The organism is Caulobacter sp., assembly GCF_017744445.1.
Lineage (GTDB): Bacteria > Pseudomonadota > Alphaproteobacteria > Caulobacterales > Caulobacteraceae > Caulobacter.
Map to the genome: position 1 here is coordinate 16,055 of NZ_JAGIBH010000010.1, position 16,971 is coordinate 33,025.

The following is a 16,971-nucleotide window of genomic DNA, read 5'->3' on the forward strand; positions in this document are numbered from 1 at the left end:
ATGTCGCAGATTTCTCCCTCACGCCGGGGCGTCGTCGCCGGGGCGGCGCTCATCGTCCCGGGCGTGGCGCTGGCCGCGCCCGGCTTTGACGCGGTGCTCTGGCGCGGCGCGGGGCGGCCTCCAGTCGCCGCGCCCGCCTATGTCAGCCTGTCGGCGGCCGTCGCGGCCGCGCCGGCGAGCGGAACCAAGCCGTTTCGTATCCTGGTGACGCGCGGCGTCTGGGACGAGCAGGTCGTCATCGACAAGCCGTTCGTCCATCTGGTCGGTGAAAGCCGCACGGCCTCGGTGATCAGCCACCTGGCCGCTTCGGGCCTGACCGCGCCGGACGGCAAGCGCTGGGGCACGTTCCGCACGCCAACCCTGTTCGTCCGCGCGCCCGACTTTGCGGCCCACAACCTGACCATCCAGAACGCCTTTGACGGCTTGGCCGAGATGACCAAACCTGGCGGCCTGCACTCGCATGACGGCGGCGGGCCCCAGGCGGTGGCCTTGATGCTGGACAAGGGCTCGGACCGCGCCAGGTTCACCGAGGTGGATATCCTGGGCTACCAGGACACGCTGTTTCCCGATGCCGGCCGCGCCCTGTTTCAGCGCTGCCTAATCACGGGCAGCTACGACTTCATCTTCGGGGCCGGCCGCGCCTATTTCGAGGGCTGCGAAATTCGATCCCGACCGCGGCCCGTCGATCCGGTCGATGGCTACATCGTTGCGCCCAGCACGCCGATCGACCAGCCCTTTGGCTTTGTGTTTCAGAGCTGCCGCCTGACCAAGGAGGCCGGAACCCGAAAGGCGTCGGTCTATTTGGGGCGGCCCTGGCGGCCGTCCAGCCCGTTCCCCGACGGTCGCTATGGCGATCCCAGATATGTGGGCATGAGCGCCTTCCTCGATTGCTGGATGGACGACCACATCGCGCCCGCCGGTTGGACGGAGATGTGGTACACCGGCAAAGACGGCAATCCGCGCACCATGCTGCAGCCCGAGGACGCTCGCTTCTGGCAGTACCGCCCCGCGGGGCCCGGAGCTGGCGCGTTGTCCCGTGGGCGATGGCTTTCGCGCAGTCAGGCTAAGGCCATGACAAAGGCCAAGGTGCTTGCGGCCGTGACGACGCCTTAGCGTCCGCCGGGCGGTTGGCCCAGGCGCCCTATGCCGCAAGGGTGCGCCGGCCCCAGTCTTCCGCTTGGGCTGAGCCCTAGGGCGTATCGGAGGACGCGCATTTTTGTGTGCGGGCGTCTTGACGCCTCTTGGCGGCGCCCTAATTCATCGCGTGCTTGCCGGGCGTCGACAGGGCCTGGCCTCTGGGGCGCACGGCGTTTGGCTCAGCGCCCCTCATGTCCAACTTGCTTTCGAGGAGATGGAAATGAGCACCGCGTTTGATTTCGCCCCCCTCTACAGCTCGATGATTGGTGTCGATCGCATGGTCGATCTCGTCGAGACAGCGCTGCGCACTGAAGCGAGCGCCAGCTATCCGCCGTACGACATCGAAAAGACTGGTGAGGCCGCCTACCGCATTTCGCTCGCGGTCGCGGGCTTTGCGCCGAAGGATCTCGAGGTCGTGGCCGAGCCGAACCTCTTGGTGATCAAGGGCCGAAGGGCGGCGAACGAAGGCCAGGGCGCGCGAACCTTCCTGCACCAGGGCCTGGCCCAGCGCGCTTTCGAGCGCCGGTTCGAGCTGGCCGACTATGTCGTCGTTAAGGACGCCGTCCATGCGCACGGCGTCTTGTCGATCGATCTGGCCCGTGAAGTGCCAGAGGCCTTGAAGCCAAAGCAAATCCCGATCGGCGTCGGCGCGCGCCAGCAGGTGCTGGCGCTCAAGCCCGCCAAGACGCGCAAGGCGGCCTAAGGGAGGGCGCCGTGCGCACGGACACCCATGCGACCGACCGGGCGCGTCGATGGCTCGTTCGACCGGCGGTCGGCTTTCTGCATCCGTTGGAGGTGGTCAAGGACAGGGAACTCGATCTGGCCGAAAAGCGCGAAATCCTGGCGGCCTGGGCTTCCGATGCGAGCGCGGTCGAGCATCGACCCAGTCAGAGATGGCTCTTGGGAACGCCCGCGCCGGTGCCGCTCAGCGAGGTCCTTTCCGCGCTGCGCCGCCTGGATCGCGACCTGTTCTCTTGAGTTGGGGCGGGCGGCCGGTCTGCGCAGGACCGGCCGCCATTCGGCCCTGTTTGCTAATTTACGTTCTGACCATGCCCTGTTTGATTTTTGTCGAGCCGTCGGGTGACGGCTGGATCGTTCGCGGCGACTTCCATGACAGTCCCCTGACGTACCCCACCGGCGCCCGGGCCGAGCAGGCCGCGCGGAACTTGGCCCATCGCCTGGCGGACGCCGGCGATCCTGTGGTCTTGGAGATTCGCCTGCGCAATGGCGCGCGCGCCGGCCGGTTCCTGTTTCCACCTCATGCGGTGGAGGCAGCGGCCTTAGCGCTACGCGCCTAGCTAGGCCGCGAGCGTTTCGGCTGTCGCCCGCATCCGCCTTAGGGCGGCGCTCAAGTCTGAAAACGCCATGGCGAAAGGCGAGCCCTGGCGGAGCGATCTCTGAGCTTCGGCCCATTGCCCGCGATGGATTTGGTCGGCGATCAGCCCGGCTTGCTGGTGGAAGGCGCGATGGGCCTCAAGCAGGCCTAGGAAGGCATGGTTGCCGGCCCAGCGCCTTGCGCCTTCGCCGTGGATCCAGCAGCCGGTCGGGCAAGAGCGATCCGATCGCATGGCGGCGGGATCGACGGGGCGGCGCTCGTGGAGGGCCGCGACGAGCGCTTCGCGGATGTGATGATGTTGGTTTGCGTGTTCCTGAAAATCCATGGCCAAACCTCTCGGCTTAATCCCATGGCCGCGTTTTCGCGCAGGATGGTTTCGGGTTGGTTTTCCTCTGGAGCCCTATCCACAGTTTTGGAGATCCGGCGTTGATAGCTCTGTCATCGAGCCTGCTCCGGTGTCGGTTGGGCTGCTCCTTTCGCGCGGAACGTCCCGTTCCTGGAGGTGCGCCAACGGCGACTTGTGGCGTTTCGATCCGGCGGGCGATCTACAGGGGCAAGCTTGGCGCGGCTTGCGCCACCAAACGCTGAATGAACCAAGCGCCCGCGGGGCCAGGTGGCGCGTCGGTTCGGTACATGGCCTGCAGCGGATAGGCGCCGCTGGGCATCTCCGGCAGGTCCAGATGGATGAGACGGCCGGCGGCGATGTCGTCGCGCACGACCGGCTGGGGCATGTAGCCCCAGCCCATGCCGGCCAGCAGCAGGGTGTGCTTGGCGCCCAGGTCGGCCAAGGGCCAGGTCTGCGGCGCGAAGACGTTGACGTCGCCGCCCTGCTGAAAAGCGGTGCGCACGGTCAGGATCAATTGGCGGTGACGGCGCGCGGCCCCGACGACGCCAGCCTCGGAGCCGGCGAGCGGGTGGTCGGGTCTCGCCACCGGGATCATCAGCACGTCGCCGACGGCCACGGTCTCCAGCCCGACCTCGGCGGTGTGCAACGCGCCGCCGATCCCCAGGGTGGCCATGCCGCGCTGGACCAGTTGCGAGACGGCGCTCAAGGCCTCCATGTTCAGCCGCAGGGTCACGGTGGGAAACTGCGCCTCGAAGGCTTGCACCGCATCGACCAGCCGCTGGGACGGCAGCATGACGTCGACCACCAGGGTCAGCTCGGCCTCCAGGCCCGCGCGCATGCCCGCGACGCGCGCCTTCAGGTCGTCGATGTCGCTGGTCACGCCGCGCGCCTTGGCCAGCACGGTCTGGCCAGCTTGGGTCAGGCTGGGCCGGCGGGGATTGCCGCGGTCGAACAGCGCCAGCCCCAGCTGCGCCTCCAACGCCGAGATCGTGTAGCTGATCGCCGAGGTCGCCCGGTTCAACCGCCGCCCCGCCGCCGCGAAACTGCCCTCGTCGACGACGGCGATCAGCACCTGCAGCTGGTCCAGCGAGGGGGTCCCGACCGTCGCCATGCGTTCAATCCATTCGAACAATTTGACCGGTAGTTTACGGCTATTGCGAACGACGTCACGGGCGGAAATTCAATCCGTCGAGCAAATGGTGCTCGCGCCCTTCGGCGGGTCCCCGCCGGTCCTCGAAAGGACCTTCGTCATGCACAAGAAAGCCTTCACCCCCGACAACGCGGCCATGCTGCTGATCGACCACCAAATCGGCACCATGTCCTGGACCCACTCGCACGACATCAACCTGGTCAAGGCCAACGCCGTGAAGCTGGCCAAGATCGCCGCCGGCTCCCAGATCCCGGTGCTCCTGACCACCAGCATGGAAGACCACGTCCAGGGCCCGCTGATCCCGGAACTGGCCGAGATCCTCCCCGAGGCCTACGAAAAGCGCATCCAGCGCCCGGGCATCGTCAACGCCATGCACCACGACGCGTTCAACGCCGCCGTGAAGGCGCTGGGCCGCAAGAAGCTGATCGTCGCCGGCATCACCACCGAGATCTGCGTGCTGTTCCCCGTCCTACAGATGCTCGACGAGGGCTATGAGGTGCAGGTCGCCGCGGACGCCTCGGCCTCCTACACCAAGTATGGTGACGAGATCGCCCTGCGCCGCATGCAGCAGGCCGGCGCCACGATCATCACCCACGACCAGCTGATCTCCGAGCTCGCCGTCGATTGGCGCACCCCGCTCGGCCAGAAGCTGTCGGGCATCCTGAACTACCACTGATCCATCTCGTGGACGGGCGCGCCCAGCGCGCCCGCCCCGCAATCTTGAAATTCGCCATGACTGTCCAGAGCCCCGCGCCGGCGCGCACCCTCGCCGTGCGCCGGCGGCGTCGAGTGGATCCAGGCCGGCCCGGGCTTGGCGCGGCGGCGGCCCCCATGTGGTCGCCCGAACGCGCGGCTTTGGCTGAAATCCTGCCGCGCATCGGCCCCGCGGCCTTGGTGCTTGGGCCCTATGGCGGCCAAGCCAACCCGACCCCATCGCCGGTGGCGGCCATCTGTTCGTGCGTGAAGGCCGGCGCGCGTTGGACCTATGCGCCGCCAAGAGGTTATCGCGCGCCATGGACCAGCCAGGCCTGCGGCATGGGCGGCCGAAGAGGGCAGCCGCGATCGGGCCTGTGGGAAAGCGTTGCTGACGACGCGCTTGGTCTCTGCGCCGCGCGCCGCGGCGTGCCATCGGTTTTGCCGCGAGGCCCTAGATGCGGTCCACGCCCACCGATGTCGCGCCAGACGGTAAAGGCCCCCGCGCCCGCCCACCGCGTGATCCTGCCGCTGGCGACGCCGTGGCCTGCTTGACGCGCGTGTGCGCCGTTAGGCCTTTTCCTTCCCGCGGCCCTTGGTCGGGGCGGATCCGCCCGCGCGCCCCGCCTGGGCGGCGAGATCGCGGCTTCTGGAAAAGCTGCGTTTTTCGGCGGGGACCGCCGCCCCGCCCTTGGCGGCGATTTCCCGCCGCCGTTCCGGGGACATCGCGGCAAAGCCGCGCTTTGGCTTGTTACTGGTGGTGTCGCCTTGCCGAGCCATCGTGACCTCCGAGTCTCTTTAACAAGGATCCAGGTCCGGCATGGTTCCGGCGCCTGGAATGGCCAGCCGCGGCTTGAGAAGCTGGGACCCGGCGCACTAGAAAGTGAAGTCTGCACTTGACTATCATCGAGACGCCTTGTTAGTGAAGTCCACACTTCATCTTTCGGGGGCCGGCTATGTCCGTCAAGTTCGACAGCTTCGCGATGGAGGAGGCGTTTGCCTGCTCGGTGCACAAGCTCTTCTCCGCCTTCACCGACCCCATGACAAAGCGCGCCTGGTATGTCGACGGCGCCCATGCCGACACGCACGAGACGCTGGCGTACACGCTCGATCCGACGGTCGGCGGCAAGGAGGTCTTCCGGCTTGTCCTGAACAGCAAGACCCCGGCTGCGGGCCTGGAGATCCAAATGGTGGGCGAGTGCGTGGCGCGCGTCGACGAGGCGCTGCTCGTCTATGCCTCGCGGATGATCGCGCGCGGCGCTATCGTCTCGATCACCAACGAGACCTTCGAGTTCTCCGCCCGCGGCGAGGGCTCGCGGCTACGCTTGACCCAGCAGGGCGTCTACCTGGACGGCTCGGATGGGCCGGAGCTGCGCCGACGGGGACACGAGCAGTTGCTCGCGGGTCTTCGGCAGTACCTGGGCGGCTGAGCATGTCGCCCGCAATCGAAGGCCTGGCGCCGAGCGCCGTCGAGCCCCTCTTCGTCGCGCTCGGCGACAGCACCCGGAGAAGCATCTTCTTCTCGTTGATGGAGCGCGAGCAGTCGATCAAGGAACTGGCTTCGCCCCTGGGGATCACCCTGACGGGTCTGGGCCAGCACATCCGAGTGCTCGAGGCCGCGCAGCTTGTCAGCAGCCGCAAGGTCGGGCGCGAGCGGCGATGCGCGGTCGATCCGGCGGGACTGGAACGCCTTGAGGCCTTCGCGCGGCTCCAGCGGTCGCTTTGGCGTTCGCGCTTTGACGCGCTGCGCCACATCGTCGAGGGGCCGTAAGAGAACCTCTTTACGTTAGTGGGCTGTAGCGCGCGGGCGTTTGCCCGCCCCTAAGATCGGCGACAGCCCCAAGAGGCGTCGCTAAGCGCTGCCGCTCTCGGGCGAATTGGCGCTGATGACGTCCAGTCTCTCCCCCGGCAGCCTGATGAAGGTGTCGAAGGGCGCGCGCATGGCCATGCCGCATGAGGGCAGGGCGCTGCTCAGCGCCGGCTTGCTCTCGATGGCGTCGCGCACGGGGCGGCCGAAGAGAGCAGCCGCAAGCGCGGGGATGTCGTCGCCGCCACAGCGCTAAGCTCAACTTCCTCCAAAGATGAAATCGGCCTTGTAGTAGCCTCTCGCCGGGTCGAGGATGTCAATGGCGAACGGGGCCGAGCCGTCCGAGAGGTCGGTCAGCCAGGCGTCGTTGGATTTGGCCATGACGCCGACATCGGCCTTGACGGCTTCGGCCAGCAGCCAGCCGACCATGGCCGCCTTGGTGCCGATCCCGTTCGCCCCGTCGCCGCCGTAGCTGGCGAAATAATCGGTCCGGGTGTCGATCAGGGCGTGGATCTTAGCGTCGGTGGGGGCCGCGCCGAAGATGGTCTTGTAGGCCTCGCGGGTGGCGTCGAAGAGCGAGAGCGACCCGTACTTGGCCTCGAACTGCACCTTGCCCTCGCCGACCTTACCCAGATTGACCGCGAAGTTGATGTAGCGATTTTCCAGGTTGAACGACTGATAGTATGGGCTGTTGAGGTTATTGGTGTTGGGGCCCGTGGGCGAGACCAGGTAATCCACCCCTGCTTGCCCCGGAATCTTTCCCGTGAAGAACTCATAGGCCAGGACCGCCACTGAGGTCGAGGCGCCCGCGACCTTGATGATCTCGGTCGTCGCGGCGGCGCTGGTCAGAACGCCGGCGCTGACTTTTGAGGATAGCGTCGAGGTCAGGACCGGATCGACCATGCGCAGGAGCGAACGCGTCGCCTGGCTTAACGCGGGCAGGGACATGCCCGGCGCGGCGGCGGTGTTGATAACCGTGTAGGCGGTGAACTCCGCCGGCTCGGTCGTTGGCCAGCGCGTGAACGGTGTCTGAACCGTGCCGATGAAGTCGATCGCGCCGGATTTGTCGATATCGATGGGGAACAACCGCGCCAGGAAGTCCCTTTGCTGGAAGGGCTCCGCGCTCTCAGAACCGGTCAATTGATAGCTCTTGACGTCGGCGAACACAGCTTGTGGGAGCCAGGTAAAGACGCCTGTTCCATCGTTGACCGCTACGGCGACGCCGCCGCCAACGATCTTGCCGGCGCTGTCATAGGTCCAGTCGGCGCCGTGGACCAGGTCGATGTCGCCGTCGCCGTCGATATCGACCATGTCCAGCTGGCCTTCGCCGTGCCACTTGTCGCGCGGCATGTTGTCGATGCGCGCCGCGGTCTCGTCGGCGAACTTGCCCTGCCCCTTGTTGACCAGGACCTGCAGCGCCGCGCCCTGATAATAGGGCTCAGCGCGCGTCACGCTGACGATGATGTCGAGAAGGCCATCGCCATTGATGTCGGCGACGGCGGCGTCGTTGGGTTTGGTGTTGGCGCCGAAGAGGGCGGTTGGGGCTGCGGCGACCTGCCAGCCTGTCTCGGCCCCGTTCCACCGCGACAGCGCCACATACTGGGCGCCGTCGAGATAGGCGGCGAAGATGTCGGCCTTGCCGTCGCCGTCGAAGTCGCCCAATGCCGAGGCGGTCAGGATCGTGCTCGTTGGACGAACTTGGCTTGGCAGGGCGTTGGCCGCGTTGGTGAAGTTGGCCTTGCCGTCGTTAAGGAACAGGATCCGGCCGCTGAAGAGATCCAGATCGCCATCGCCGTCGACGTCGCCGAGCGAGATTTCGTGACCGACGCCATAGCCAGCGGCCGGGCCGCCGCTCTCCTGGCCCTGGATTTTCGCCGTGCCGTTGACCAGCTTTCCGCCCGGCGCCGAGAGCAGCATGATGATCGGGTCGTACTTGGTCGTGTATGTGCCGTCAGCGTTGCGCTGGTTGAGCCCCTCGCTGGCCTGGACGATGTCGTCGATCCCGTCCCCGTTGAGGTCGCCGACGGCAAACCTCTGGCCCTTCGTGACTATCGGGATCGTTTCGACCTCGGCGACGGTGGCCAGGCGAAGGCCGCCCTGCTGGTCATTGAGGTAGACGGCGGGCCGGATCGCGGTTTGATGCGGCACCGTGTGCGGATAGACAGTCCAGCTGACGATGGCGTCCTGGAAGCCGTCGCCGTTGAAATCGCCCACGGCGCTGTAGGTCATGTTGACCGTGAATATGCCCGGCTCGTGGCGGTCCGCCGCCGTCGGATAGTAATAGGCGCCGTAGTCCTCGCGGATCGACACTGTCTCAACGCCAAATTGGCCGATCTTGTAATAGGCGGTCGAAACCGGCGGCTTCTGAGCGCTGAGGGTGACGGGCAAGGCGATCTCCACGGTGGACCGGAGGAGGGCCTCCGCACCGCTTGATCTCAGCCCAGGCCAGTGCGCGCATCGCCGATTGTAGGGTGTCGCGGGTCTCGAAGGCGCGCCAATGGCGGAAACTGGCGTGACAGCCCCGGAAGCACCGTCGCCGCGACGGACGGCTTAGGGGCGTTCCTGCGCCCCCAGACCTGCCGCGCTGCATGTCGGGTTCTGGAAGGGGCGAGCGGCGGCCAGCGGCGCGGGCCGCCTTCGGCGTCGACCAGACCTGCCAGACAAGGGCCTAGCGACCCTGGTCGGCCCCCACCGGCGGCAATCGGCGCGGCGCCAACGGCGGGGCCTTCTTCTTCCTGGAGCTTCCGGTCTCGCAGCTGGAAGTCGACCTGCCGCTGATCGCCCGCTTTGCCGTGACGCGTCTGCCGGACGCGGCGATCGCGCCTGAGATCGCCGTGGCCACCACGGCGCGCGACACCGACATCGGCCGGGATCGGCAGAGGGGGGCGGCGACGCGCCATCGTCTTCGATCATGACCGCCCCAACATCGCTCGGCTGGACCTGAGTATCGAACGAACGACACGCGGGCGGTCAATTCCGACCGCCCTCGGTTCCTTGCGGCGGCTAAGCCCGCGACGTGCTGGCGACGACAGCGTTCGCAAACGCACGATAGCTGCGCAGCGGCCGTCCCAGGATCGTGGTCAGACGCGCGACGTCGCCGGCCTCCGGGACCATGCCGTCGCTGACATAGCGCTCGGCCATCAGGCGCATCTCATAGGCCATCCATTTGGGCATGAAGGCCGAGACACTCTGCTCGAAGCCGCTGGGATCGTCGCCGCCATAGACGATCGGACGGCCCAGCACGTCGGACCAGATCGCGGCGACGTCCGCGCCCGTCAGGGTGTCGGGGCCGACCAGGTTCAGGGTCTCGACCGGCAGCAGGCCCGGCGCCTGGTCGCGGCGGATCAGCTCGAGGGCGGCGACCTCGGCGATGTCGCGAGCATCGACCATGGCGACGCCCTTCCCGCCGATCGGCATCGGATAGACGCCGTGCTGCAGGACCACGTCCTTGATCATCAGTTCGTTGTCGATGAAGTAGGCCGGACGCAGAATCGTGGCGGAAAAGCCCATCTGCCGGATCATCCGCTCGGCCCCGGACTTCACCGCGAAGTGCGGCACGTTCACGAAGCGGTCGGCATGCAGCACCGACAGGTAGACGACACGGTCGACGCCGCACTCGCGGGCGATGTTCAGTGTGACCAGCGCCTGGGTGAATTCGTCGCCCGCCACAGCGTTCAGCAGGAACAGCGTCTTCACGCCCTTGAAGGCGCTGCGCAGTGCGTCGAGATCGAGCAGGTCGCCCTTGGCGATCTCGACGCGGGTCGGGAAGTCGGCCTTGGCCGGATCGCGGACCAGGACGCGGACCTTGGCGCCGCGATCGATCAGCTGCTGGACGACATGGCGGCCGACACGGCCCGTGGCGCCGGTAACGAGGATGGTCATCGGAAAATCTCCGGGTTGGGGTGGTTGACGCCCAGAGAAATGATCGATCCAACTGCGGGCCAATAGACGCCGATTTTGGACAATCCGTCTCATCGATGGAACATATGGATCTTCTGGCCCTCGCCGACTTCAATCTCGTCGCCCGCCATGGCGGCTTCGGCCGCGCTGCCCGCGAGGCGGGCCGGCCCAAGGCCACGCTCTCGCGCCGGGTGGCCGAGCTGGAGGCCAGCCTCGACCTGCGCCTGTTCGAGCGCGGGCGCGTGCTGAAGCTGACGGAGGAGGGCCGGGCGCTCTACGCGCGCACCGGCGCCCTGCTGGCCGAACTGGACGAGGCCGCCGCCGCCATCGCCTCCGGCGGCGAGACCCCGCGCGGTCGCCTGCGGATTAGCGCGCCGCTGCTGTTCTCCCAAACCGCCATGGGGCGCCTCGCCGCCGACTTCGCGCGCCAATATCCGCAGGTGCGGCTGGAAGTGACCACCGACGATCGCCAGGTCGACATGGTCGAGGAAGGCTACGACTTGGTGATCCGGGTGAACCCGAACCCGGATGCAGGCCTGATTGGCCGCACCTTCCTGCGCGACCGGCTGGTGGTCGTCGCTGCTCCGGATCTGGCGCGCCCCAGCGATGGTGCGCCGGTTCGGGCCGTGGTGCGCGGCGCCGGCGGCGACGCCGAGACCTGGGACGTGGGGTCTTCCAAGATTGCGGTCGAGCCGGTCCTGCGGCTTTCATCGCTGATCATGGTCCGCGACGCGGTCCGGGCGGGCGTCGGGATCGCGCGCCTGCCGATCTCGCTGGTTAGCCACGACCTTGAGGCCGGCCGGCTGGCTTCTTGGGGCGAGATCACCGACTCCGCGATCGCGCTCTGGGCTCTTTACCCGTCGCGACGCCTACTAAGCGCGCGCGTCGCGGCGTTTCTGGACCACCTGAAAGCCGCGTTTCCGACGGGCGCGCCCGAAGAGCTCGCACGGTACGTCGAAAAGCGCTGAAGCTTATGAACAGCGCTCGTCCGTCACGCGCGCTCCCGACACAAAGGTCAGTCGTGGCGCTTTTCGTCGTCGCTGGCTTGGAACGCGCGCTTGTCTTGAGGATCGTGGCGGTGATGGACGTCGCGCTCACCGCCGCCGCCCGAGACGCGGGCATGCTGCCCGGCGTGATCGGGATCGTCGCGATCCTCCACGGCGCGATCGGGGCGCGGCTTGTCGCGGTCCTCATGGCTGGCGCCGGGGCCGCCTCAGCGATCGACTTTCTGCTCACCTGATATAATTTGCTCTTCCTGGTTCTAGAACGGTTAGGTCGACCTACGGCCCGCCACGGCCGCCGACGGCGGCGAAGACCTGGCCGGTCGAGTAGCTGGCCTCGCCGGAGGCCAGCAGCACGTAGATCCCCGCCAGCTCGGCCGGCTGACCTGGACGCCCCATGGGGCTGTCGGCGCCGAACTGCGGCAGCTTGTCGACGGGCTGGCCGCCGGTGACCTGCAGCGGCGTCCAGAACGGGCCAGGCGCCACGGCATTGACGCGCACGCCCTTGGGAGCCAGCTGCTTGGCCAGGCCCTTGCTGAAGATCATGATCGCGCCCTTGGTCGACGCGTAGTCCAAGAGATTCTCGCTGGGCTCATACGCATTGACCGAGGCGGTATTGATGATCGCCGAGCCGGGCTTCAGATGCGGGACCGCCGCCTTGGTGATCCAGAACATGGCGTAGACATTGGTCTTGTAGGTCTCGTCGAACTCGGCTGTCGTGATGTCCAGGATCGAGTCCCGCGAGAACTGCCGCGCGGCGTTGTTGACCAGGATGTCCAGACCGCCCAGGTCACGGGCGGCGCGCTCAACCAGGTGCTGGCAGAAGGCCTCGTCCTTGATGTCGCCGGGGATCAGCACCGCCTTGCGCCCGGCGTCGCGGATCAGCTTGGCGACCTCCTGGGCGTCGGGCTCCTCGGCGGGCAGGTAGTTGATGGCGACATCGGCGCCTTCACGGGCGAAGGCGATGGCCGCGGCGCGGCCGATGCCGCTGTCGCCGCCCGTCAGAAGCGCCTTGCGGCCCTGAAGTCGGCCCGAACCCTTGTAGCTGGTCTCGCCATGGTCGGGGCGGGGATCCATCTGGCTGGTGAGGCCCGGCCAGGGTTGCTGCTGCTTGGGGAAGGGCGGCTTGGCGTAAGCCGTGGTCGGATCGGGCGGCGCGCCCACGGGACGACCTTTCGGGGTCTGGGCGGCGGAGGATCCGGCCATGGCCAGGCCGCCGGTGGCGGCGGCGGCGAGAACGAGGCGGCGGTCGGGATGGGTCATCGGGGCTCCAAGGAAAAGGGCCGCTCGAAGCGAGCGGCCCATCATCCGATCTAGCGTTCGGCGCCGCCGTCGCCGGTGCGGCCCGGCCGCAGGTCGCCGCCGATGTCGACGCCACCGACCGCGCCGTTGTCGAGGTCGTCTTGGCCGGTCCCTTCAACGCCCTCGTCGGCGCGCCGGTCGCGATCGGCCTGCTGGTTCTGCTGGTCCGGCTGAGGCTGCTGGCGCTCGTTCGATTGCTGTGGCGGCGATCGGGTTTCGGCCTGCTGGTTTTGCTGACCGGCTTGCTGACGCTGGGCGTCGCTTTGCTGCTGTTGCAGGCCGTTGTTGTCGCGGCTCTCGTTCATGATCGTGTTTCCGTCCCTGGCCCTGGCCAAGGCGCGGCAAGGTAGGACCGCAACGGGGCGGCGAGGGCTTACGTTCCTGCCGGCGTCAAGAGGTTATCCAAGCTAAGCCTTTGACTTTACTATAGGAACCCTTGTTTGGCCGGGGAGCTATCGGGGAGCGGACGCGCTGTCCGCGTCCGCAGGAGAATGTCATGCCCCGAGGTGACAAGAGCGCCTATACCGACAAGCAGGAGCGCAAAGCCGACCACATCGCCGAGTCCTACGAGGACAAGGGGGTGTCGACCAAGGAGGCCGAGCGGCGCGCCTGGGCCACCGTCAACAAGGATGACGGCGGCGGCAAGAAATCTGGCTCGGGCCGCGGCAAGCACACCGGCCATCCCGCCGCTCACAAGGGCGGCAAGGAAGGCGGCAAGGCCTCGGCCAACCGTAGCGCCGCCGAGCGATCGGCCTCGGCCAAGAAAGCCGCCGCCACCCGCAAGCGCAACGCCGAGCATCACGCGCACCACTGAGCCGGGCATCGATCGTCGCTGCCTCCGCGCCGGCGGACATTCCAAGCCTCATGGCCATGGCGACGGCGGCGTGGTTTCCGGCCAGGCGCGAGCGCTGCGCCCATCGCGCCGATCGAAGGGGCGAGTCTCGACGTTATGTGTTGGCGGGGGCGGCGGCAGGCTTAGTGCGTTTTCAAACGCCGATCGGCGCAAGCAAACGCAGAGCTGCGCCCGCCCGCAAAGCCCCGCCGTGCGCGGGGCGGGCAGATTCACGAGCGATCGCCCCGCGCAACGCCTGAACCAATCCGCGCGCGCTTGAGCCAGGGCCGCGAGTGTCATCGGCCTGCGCGCCTTAACGGCCGGGGCCGCTCGAGCCCTGCAAAGCTTCCAGGCCGTCAGCCAACGGCCGTTGGAGGCTCAGGCGAGCGTGAGGTGCGCCTCGACGCCGTCGGTCTTGCCGGCCAGCCCGGGAACCTCGTCGAGCTGGCGAAGGCTCGTGAACCGGCCCCGTTCCTCGCGATAGCGCACCACCTCGAAGCCGTGACCGCGCAGGATCGAAAGCGTGTCGAGCTCTTCGGCCGTGGCGGTGTTCAAGTTCAACATCGGGCGGATGCTCCAAGCTTGACGGGCCCGTAGAACGCCTGATCGCTCAGGTGGTTCTGGTCCGAATGGGGGCGCCGCGCGTTTCGAGGCCATGAGCCAAGTTTCAGATCGGACCGGTGGATGCGCTTGCGGCGCCGTGCGGTTCAAGACCCGCGGTGAGCCCAAGCGCGGCGGGCTTTGCCATTGCATGACCTGCCGCAAGGCCCACGCCAGCGCCTTCAATCCGTTCGTGGTCTTCGAGCCGGCGGCCGTCGAGATTTCGGGTCTCACCGCGGGCTGGGAAAGCTCGCCGGGTTACGTCCGAGCGTTCTGCCCGGTCTGTGGCTCACGCGTCGTGGCAGTGAACGATCATGGAGAGGGCGGCCGCGAGATCGAGCTGTCCTTGGGCAGTTTCGACGAGGCCGGTTGGTTTCGTCCGGACTATGAAAGCTGGACGGTGCGACGAGAGCCTTGGCTTCAACCGCTTTGCGCCCCGCAGTTCGCGCGAGAGCGGACGCGTTAGGCGCGTCTGGCCTAGCGCCGCCGAGAGGCGGGGAGAAGGCGTTGGGGTTTTGAAAGCCGCCTCGGCGACCCGCTCGTCAGCGTGGCGGGCAAGGGAGGCGAGAGATCGTCCAAAGCCATTGGCGGCGGGCGCGACGTGCAACCGAACGACGGCTTGCGCGCTCATGGCTCCGGTTATTGGAATCGCCAACATGCACGCCTTTGAAATCGACCTCGACGGATGCCGCTACACCGGGCTGTGGGAGGCTGGCGCCTACGACCGCCTCAGCGTGCGGAGCGACTTTGGGACGACCTATGCCTATCTCGACGGACGCGATCCGGAGACCTTGGCCCACTCGCTTTTGGCCCAGCTCGTACGTCGCGACCAGCGCCGCGCCGGCTAGTTTCCGCTCGAACCGATCAATGGTTATCAAAGGTCGATGGCCGCCTCCTTTCGCGGCGGCCAAGTGATCGCGCCCCGGAAGATCCGGGGCGCTGGTGTCGCTCAAGCCGGTGGGCGAGCGCTTAAGGCCATAGGCCTCGTGGTCGAGATCGGGGGCGCGGCCTGACGCGGGTTGGGCGTCAGGCGATCACGGTTGCAGGCGCGAAACGGGGCGGCGGCGCGGTGATGTCCGATCGCGGCGGCTCCCGGAAAGGCCGTCGGCCCATTGGGCCTGATCAGTCCTGGTCGAGACTTGAGGGGACATGGTCGAACCTCCCGCTGCGTGACTTCGAAGAGCGCTTGCCCCTGGCCGCCATTAGCCGCCGGGGGCGCCGCACACTCAATCTACGCTTTGAGCGCGCGGCCGTTCCCGCAAAGTGATCCTCGCGGCCGGACGGCTATCTCGCCTCGGAGGTCGACCTTGGCGTTGTCGCCCATCTGCGGGGCCGCGCCCGTCACCGCCGCCATCACCATCTTGACCAGCGCCACGGCCTTTCCGGGCTGTCCCAAAGCTCGCCATTGTCCGGCGTGGAGGTGACGAGGCGGATGGAAGGATCGCTAGCCCTAGGCGATACCGGCTCCGCCCGTCACGCCATAGACCTCTCCGGTAATGAAGCTGGCCTCCTGCGAAGCCAACAGCACATAGACGGGAGCGATCTCGACCGGCTGGCCAGGGCGGCCAAATTGGCTGTGCTCGCCGAAGTGCTGCACCTTCTCCTGGGTCTGGCCGCCGCTGGGCTGCAGCGCCGTCCAGAACGGGCCCGGCGCGACAACGTTGGCCCGCACGCCGTTCTTGATCAGCTGCTTGGCCAACGCCTTGGTGAAGGCCACGATCCCAGCCTTGGTGGTGGCGTAGTCCAGGAGGTTCTCCGAGGGCTCATAAGCCTGAACCGATGCGGTGTTGATGACCGCCGCGCCAGGCTTGAGGTGGGGCTTGGCGGCCTGGGTGATCCAGAACATGGCGTAGAGATTGGTCTTCAGGGTCTGGTCGAACTGGTCACTGTCGATGGCGCCGATGTCAGGCCGGCTGACCTGTTTGCCGGCGTTGTTGACCAAGATGTCTAGACCCCCCAGGCCCTCGACCGCCTTGGCCACCAGTTCCTGGCAAAAAGCCTCATCCTTGATATCGCCGGGCAGGGCGATGGCCTTGCGACCTTCCGCTTCGATGAGGGCGATCACCTCACGCGCATCGCTCTCCTCGCTGGGAAGATAACCGATGGCCACGTCCGCGCCTTCCCGCGCGAATGCTATGGCGGCGGCCCGACCGATGCCGGAGTCCGCCCCCGTGATCAGGGCCTTTCGACCGACGAGCTTCCCAGACCCCCGGTAGCTTTCCTCGCCATGGTCTGGTTGGGGGTGCATCTTCGCGGCGAGACCCGGGGCAGGTTGCGGCTGAGCCGGGAAGGGCGGTTTGGGATACTGCGCGCGCGGATCCTGGATGCGTAGTCGGTCGTCCGGGCTCATGGATCGTCTCCTGTTGAGAGGGGCTCCGATCCAACGAGGCGCTCGGGCGCGTGTTCCCGTCGATGATCAAAGCCATCTCTTGGAGAGCGATTGCCGCTCATGGCTAACTTGGACCACTGCGTGCACGACGCGCCAGGTCAGACGTCGGCGGCGACCCGGACGACCGCTAACGACCCTAGTCGGACCAACGTGAGCTCGGCTATGGACCTGGTCTCGCAAGTCCGCCTTTGATCGGCGGCAGCACGGAGTGGGCGACATCAGTGGAGACTGGCCTTCGCTTTCAGCACCCCATCCGCCTGAAGGCGGAGCGAAAATACGATGCATCCTGCGGCGTCGCGTACACGGACAATCCAACTGGCTGTGGATCGGTATTCCTCTGGAGACTCACGCAGCAGCTCACCGGAGAGTTGAACCGCTGCCGATTGAGCTGCTCTGAGGTTTGGGCACTCAGTTCCTGTGTCATCCTCGTGGATCACGCCATCATGGACGTCAAAGAAGTAGAGCGGCATGGCAAACC

At 67.1% G+C, this 16,971-nt stretch carries 22 protein-coding genes; 11 read left to right on the top strand and 11 right to left on the bottom strand.

Features of this window, described 5'->3' with window-relative positions; translation table 11 throughout:
• The 3 genes from J7528_RS15075 (at nucleotide 1) to J7528_RS15085 (ending at nucleotide 2,115) form a co-directional block, all read left to right on the top strand.
• The gene (locus J7528_RS15075; protein ID WP_291875927.1) at nucleotides 1–1,113 is read left to right on the top strand and encodes a pectinesterase family protein; all 1,113 of its coding nucleotides are present in this window, start codon (nucleotides 1–3) and stop codon (nucleotides 1,111–1,113) included.
• A 244-nt stretch (nucleotides 1,114–1,357) separates the two neighbouring features.
• On the top strand, nucleotides 1,358–1,840 hold the full coding sequence (locus J7528_RS15080; RefSeq protein WP_291875932.1) for an Hsp20 family protein: 483 nt from the start codon (nucleotides 1,358–1,360) through the stop codon (nucleotides 1,838–1,840).
• A gap of 11 nt (nucleotides 1,841–1,851) precedes the next feature.
• Nucleotides 1,852–2,115, top strand: a complete 264-nt coding sequence (locus tag J7528_RS15085) for a hypothetical protein (RefSeq protein ID WP_291875934.1) — start codon at nucleotides 1,852–1,854, stop codon at nucleotides 2,113–2,115.
• A gap of 320 nt (nucleotides 2,116–2,435) precedes the next feature.
• Here J7528_RS15085 and J7528_RS15090 read toward each other — a convergent pair whose 3' ends face one another.
• Together J7528_RS15090 and J7528_RS15095 are read right to left on the bottom strand one after the other, a co-directional pair.
• Entirely contained in the window at nucleotides 2,436–2,798 is a 363-nt protein-coding gene (locus J7528_RS15090) for a CZB domain-containing protein (protein ID WP_291875937.1), read from the bottom strand.
• A 220-nt stretch (nucleotides 2,799–3,018) separates the two neighbouring features.
• On the bottom strand, nucleotides 3,019–3,930 hold the full coding sequence (locus J7528_RS15095) for a LysR family transcriptional regulator (protein WP_291875939.1): 912 nt from the start codon (nucleotides 3,928–3,930) through the stop codon (nucleotides 3,019–3,021).
• Between the two features lie 139 nt (nucleotides 3,931–4,069).
• On the opposite strand from J7528_RS15095, the gene J7528_RS15100 reads away from it, so the two are divergent.
• Entirely contained in the window at nucleotides 4,070–4,645 is a 576-nt protein-coding gene (locus tag J7528_RS15100) for an isochorismatase family protein (protein ID WP_291875942.1), read from the top strand.
• Nucleotides 4,646–5,232: 587 nt separating this feature from the next.
• Here J7528_RS15100 and J7528_RS15105 read toward each other — a convergent pair.
• Nucleotides 5,233–5,442, bottom strand: a complete 210-nt coding sequence (locus tag J7528_RS15105; RefSeq protein WP_291875944.1) for a KGG domain-containing protein — start codon at nucleotides 5,440–5,442, stop codon at nucleotides 5,233–5,235.
• A gap of 176 nt (nucleotides 5,443–5,618) precedes the next feature.
• Between J7528_RS15105 and J7528_RS15110 the strand changes: the two genes are divergently transcribed.
• Both J7528_RS15110 and J7528_RS15115 read left to right on the top strand, forming a co-directional pair.
• On the top strand, nucleotides 5,619–6,092 hold the full coding sequence (locus J7528_RS15110) for an SRPBCC domain-containing protein (RefSeq protein WP_291875947.1): 474 nt from the start codon (nucleotides 5,619–5,621) through the stop codon (nucleotides 6,090–6,092).
• Nucleotides 6,093–6,094: 2 nt separating this feature from the next.
• On the top strand, nucleotides 6,095–6,433 hold the full coding sequence (locus J7528_RS15115) for a metalloregulator ArsR/SmtB family transcription factor (protein WP_291875950.1): 339 nt from the start codon (nucleotides 6,095–6,097) through the stop codon (nucleotides 6,431–6,433).
• Nucleotides 6,434–6,514: 81 nt separating this feature from the next.
• On the opposite strand, the gene J7528_RS15120 is transcribed toward J7528_RS15115, so the two are convergent.
• The 3 genes from J7528_RS15120 to J7528_RS15130 all read right to left on the bottom strand — a co-directional run bounded on the left by J7528_RS15120 (nucleotide 6,515) and on the right by J7528_RS15130 (nucleotide 10,351).
• Nucleotides 6,515–6,667 carry a hypothetical protein gene (locus J7528_RS15120; protein ID WP_291875953.1) on the bottom strand — a complete coding sequence of 51 codons (153 nt, stop codon included), beginning with the start codon at nucleotides 6,665–6,667 and terminating at the stop codon, nucleotides 6,515–6,517.
• 60 nt (nucleotides 6,668–6,727) lie between these two features.
• Nucleotides 6,728–8,857: an FG-GAP-like repeat-containing protein gene (locus tag J7528_RS15125; protein WP_291875955.1), complete on the bottom strand. Its 2,130-nt coding sequence runs from the start codon at nucleotides 8,855–8,857 to the stop codon at nucleotides 6,728–6,730.
• Between the two features lie 615 nt (nucleotides 8,858–9,472).
• Nucleotides 9,473–10,351: an NmrA family NAD(P)-binding protein gene (locus J7528_RS15130; RefSeq protein WP_291875957.1), complete on the bottom strand. Its 879-nt coding sequence runs from the start codon at nucleotides 10,349–10,351 to the stop codon at nucleotides 9,473–9,475.
• Between the two features lie 104 nt (nucleotides 10,352–10,455).
• Between J7528_RS15130 and J7528_RS15135 the strand changes: the two genes are divergently transcribed.
• Both J7528_RS15135 and J7528_RS15140 read left to right on the top strand, forming a co-directional pair.
• A complete protein-coding gene (locus tag J7528_RS15135) occupies nucleotides 10,456–11,337 on the top strand; it encodes a LysR family transcriptional regulator (RefSeq protein WP_291875959.1) in 882 nt (293 codons plus the stop codon).
• Nucleotides 11,338–11,390: 53 nt separating this feature from the next.
• Nucleotides 11,391–11,609: a hypothetical protein gene (locus J7528_RS15140; protein ID WP_291875962.1), complete on the top strand. Its 219-nt coding sequence runs from the start codon at nucleotides 11,391–11,393 to the stop codon at nucleotides 11,607–11,609.
• 40 nt (nucleotides 11,610–11,649) lie between these two features.
• Here the strand turns inward: J7528_RS15140 and J7528_RS15145 are convergent, their stop codons facing one another.
• Both J7528_RS15145 and J7528_RS15150 read right to left on the bottom strand, forming a co-directional pair.
• Nucleotides 11,650–12,633 (bottom strand): SDR family oxidoreductase, encoded by a 984-nt coding sequence (locus J7528_RS15145; protein WP_291875965.1) that lies wholly within the window; start codon nucleotides 12,631–12,633, stop codon nucleotides 11,650–11,652.
• Between the two features lie 50 nt (nucleotides 12,634–12,683).
• Nucleotides 12,684–12,977 (bottom strand): hypothetical protein, encoded by a 294-nt coding sequence (locus tag J7528_RS15150; protein WP_291875967.1) that lies wholly within the window; start codon nucleotides 12,975–12,977, stop codon nucleotides 12,684–12,686.
• Nucleotides 12,978–13,168: 191 nt separating this feature from the next.
• On the opposite strand from J7528_RS15150, the gene J7528_RS15155 reads away from it, so the two are divergent.
• Nucleotides 13,169–13,486 carry a plasmid stabilization protein gene (locus J7528_RS15155; RefSeq protein ID WP_291875969.1) on the top strand — a complete coding sequence of 106 codons (318 nt, stop codon included), beginning with the start codon at nucleotides 13,169–13,171 and terminating at the stop codon, nucleotides 13,484–13,486.
• 396 nt (nucleotides 13,487–13,882) lie between these two features.
• On the opposite strand, the gene J7528_RS15160 is transcribed toward J7528_RS15155, so the two are convergent.
• On the bottom strand, nucleotides 13,883–14,068 hold the full coding sequence (locus J7528_RS15160; RefSeq protein WP_291875971.1) for a helix-hairpin-helix domain-containing protein: 186 nt from the start codon (nucleotides 14,066–14,068) through the stop codon (nucleotides 13,883–13,885).
• A 136-nt stretch (nucleotides 14,069–14,204) separates the two neighbouring features.
• On the opposite strand from J7528_RS15160, the gene J7528_RS15165 reads away from it, so the two are divergent.
• Entirely contained in the window at nucleotides 14,205–14,570 is a 366-nt protein-coding gene (locus tag J7528_RS15165) for a GFA family protein (protein WP_291875973.1), read from the top strand.
• 190 nt (nucleotides 14,571–14,760) lie between these two features.
• Nucleotides 14,761–14,952 (top strand): hypothetical protein, encoded by a 192-nt coding sequence (locus J7528_RS15170; protein ID WP_291875975.1) that lies wholly within the window; start codon nucleotides 14,761–14,763, stop codon nucleotides 14,950–14,952.
• 383 nt (nucleotides 14,953–15,335) lie between these two features.
• Here the strand turns inward: J7528_RS15170 and J7528_RS15175 are convergent, their stop codons facing one another.
• Complete coding sequence (locus J7528_RS15175) at nucleotides 15,336–15,479, bottom strand: hypothetical protein (protein WP_291875976.1); 144 nt, start codon at nucleotides 15,477–15,479, stop codon at nucleotides 15,336–15,338.
• A 75-nt stretch (nucleotides 15,480–15,554) separates the two neighbouring features.
• Nucleotides 15,555–16,454: an SDR family oxidoreductase gene (locus J7528_RS15180; protein ID WP_291875978.1), complete on the bottom strand. Its 900-nt coding sequence runs from the start codon at nucleotides 16,452–16,454 to the stop codon at nucleotides 15,555–15,557.
• Nucleotides 16,455–16,971: the final 517 nt, after the last annotated feature.